Source organism: Wolbachia endosymbiont of Cylisticus convexus (assembly GCF_003344345.1).
In genome coordinates, this window is the sequence record NZ_QPIP01000151.1 from 1 (window position 1) to 3,148 (window position 3,148).

General features: G+C 33.4%; 1 protein-coding gene and 1 pseudogene. Both read right to left on the reverse strand.

Translation table 11 applies throughout. The features are described from left to right. Window positions 1-1,297: IS4 family transposase (locus Wcon_RS09445; protein ID WP_114517239.1), on the reverse strand; the 1,297-nt coding region annotated here is incomplete at its 3' end. Window positions 1,298-1,938: 641 nt separating this feature from the next. Continuing rightward, window positions 1,939-2,927, reverse strand: a pseudogene (locus Wcon_RS09455) (IS110 family RNA-guided transposase). Window positions 2,928-3,148 lie beyond the last annotated feature (221 nt).

Here is a 3,148-nt window from a genome sequence, read left to right on the forward strand (position 1 = left end):
AAGTTAAGGTGGATACCCTAGTTTTTCTGTACTTGTCTTTTAATGAAAATTGCGACCAAGTTATGGTAAGCTTTTTGAGAAAAATATTTAAGCCTTTAATTTTATTATTTAGTGCTAAAAATAACTCTCTAACCCGTCTTTTTAGCTCAATAAATGCCTTTGTTAAGCTAAGCTCCGTATTTTTTTTCAGTTCTGTGCAACCCACTATTCCATGAAATATAAGAATTGCACACAATTTGGCATATAGCTCACATAATACTCTGTATGGCTTTCCTCTCAGCTTATCAAGCCTTATATTACTCTTATATAATTTGAACAATAATTCAATTTGCCATCTTATTCGGTAAACTACTAGTATTTGCTCAGCATTAATCTTACTTTTTGGAACATTAGTTATAAATATCGACCAATTTAGTAACTTTTGGTTCCTTTGAGAAGATATGTATCCATGTGATCTTGCTAACTTATTAGCCTTTCTTCTTCTAACCATAGCTTGTTCTTCAGTTAGTTTTTTACATATAATTCTCACTTTAACCTTTGTTTCTTTTTCTAACAATACCTCCTGTTCTAGAAAAGATCGATCTTCCAAATGTTCTAGTAAATCTATTTTTTGACCTGTCTCTATATCATATATGTTGGTATCGGATTTATAACGACTTATGAAATAAGCTCCTATTTCATTGATTTGTTTAAAAGAACTTGGCACAAAATAACCCAAATCAGATATTAGTAAATCGTTGCTCGATATATTGCTTAAATGGCTTCTATAACCCTGATCTGACCTTATTCCTTCAGTTATATTAAGCTGGTCTAATGTCTGGTTTAGGTAGTCAAAAACTAATTGTAACTTTATTCCAGACTTAGTATTGCTTTCATAACCACTGTAGCTATAACCTTTATACATGTCTTCCATACTGTTAGGTAAGCTAATATAGCTGCTGTCTAATACCTTAACACCTCCAAAGTGCTTCAAGATTCTGCAATCAACTTGTAAGGTATTTTTAAGTAACGTTAAAGATTCATTATACATTCTTTTCATGAATTCCACTGCTTCCTTAGTAAATCTAAAGTCCAGACCTTGTTTTGTTATATTTATCGAGTCTTCATTCAATAGTTGACACACTGTCTCTATACTACAATTATCAACCCCTATATTACCCAAAACGATGGCTTTTACGAACGACGAGCCTTTTAGCTTTCTCTTTCTTTTTATGAACCCTGTTGTAGCTGAGATTTTATCTGCTTTTTCATTAAAAAATTCTTTGAGCTTTTTTGAGATGCAAACTATTCTTTTCATTGTATAAGTTCTCCCTTTTCTTTGTTAAATTTAAGAGAACTTATATCTTCTTTTTCTTTTCTTTACACCAACTTTATCTCACTTCTTCTTAACTTGACGCCTATGGTTTATACAACACTGGAGGAAATATCGAAGAAGATAGATCCAATAATCAGAGGCTGGCTATGGCAGGTTTTATAAATCAGAGATGTATCCATCTCTCAGGAATATAGAGAGACACCTAATAAAATGGGCCAGGACAAAATATAAGAGACTTCGGAAACATGGAAGACTAGCAAGACAATTTCTAGGAAAAGTGAGAAAGAGGTCTCCAAATATTTTCTATCATTGGACATTAGGTTTAGGGTCAAAAAGGCTAAATAATGGAAGCTGTATAAACCGAGATTGTGCGCCGTGGTACGCATTAAGAAATACTTAGCGGAGCTAGAACCTGTCTTGAAAGGAGTTAAGCAGCTAATTTAGTAAGCATAGAAGTAATCATATTAAATAAGATATTGTTTTTGAAGAAAGATACCGTCTTGCTAGTCAACAAAAAAATTACTCAAGCTGTATCATAAAATCAAAAAATACTTCTGATTGTGTAACAGTACACAGATTACAGTTAGTGAATATGTTGAATGGATTGGAAGCATTTTTTGATTTTAAACTACAGTCAACATCCTAGTTCTGTAATTCTTGATATGATTTGGATCAAAAGCACTTTTGGATGTCAGGATACCGAAAATGATATGGAGTAGCTTACGCATTGCAGCTCCCACAATTGCCATATTATGCTTACCCTTCTTCTTTAGTCTTTGGCAAAAACTCACAATGATAGGATTGTGATTCTTGGCTACTATGGCAGGAAAGAAAAGGGCCTTACGTAATGTTTGTGAACCTGATTTACTTAATCTTGGTTTAGAATGTACAGATGAACCTGATGTTATATTTTTCGGTATAACTCCTGTATATGCTGCCAATTGCCTGGCATCTCTAAAAGCTTTTATGTCAGGGATTTCAGCTAAAATAGCCATTGCTGATTCCTCTCCTATTCCTGGAATAGTCAATAGAAGCTGAAAATTTTCCAACAATTCTTTGTGCTGCTTTAATAGTTTGCGTATGGAGTTTTTTATTATTTCTATTTTTTTAACTATATTCGTTGCAACAAGCATTTGCAACTTCTTTAGGCAGTCTCTCTTTTTTTTCTAGGTGGTTATTTACTAATTCTTTTAACGCAACTGAGCAACGATAAAGATGTTTTAATTTTTTCATTTCAGAAGAAGGTGGTGTCCAACGAGTTGGTTCCTGTCTTTGGCAATAATCAGCAATAATTTCTGCATCAGTCTGATCATTCTTTTGTCTTACGAGCTTACTCCTTGTATAAGATTTAATACAATAAGGATTTACAACACTAACAAAATGTCCAGCATTGTGCAGAAATTCAGCCAAAGCTTCGCTATAACAACCACATGCATGACTTTACTTCTTCCACATTATGCTTTTGTAGAAAACTCAGCAGACCTTGAAACCCAAGATCATCGTTCTTAAAGCTCCTTTTCCTAGTTTCACGCTTTTCTTTTTTACTTATGAATGAAAGAAAAACATCAAAGCGATCTTTTGATACATCAATTCCAAGAAAGTTGTTGATCATATATAACCCCATACGTTACCATTTAAAACGAAAAGTAAGGCTAACCTTGTGGATACAGAATTAGAGCCATTTAGGTCTTTCTACGATACCGTCCAGCCTATACTTTTGAGGAGGGAACTCTTATCTTTCTTACAGATTTTATATCTAAGAGGAGAAACAGAGTTCTTCCCTCCTCCACCTAATGCTTAAGCTTAAAACATTAGATGCTTTTTACAAGATAC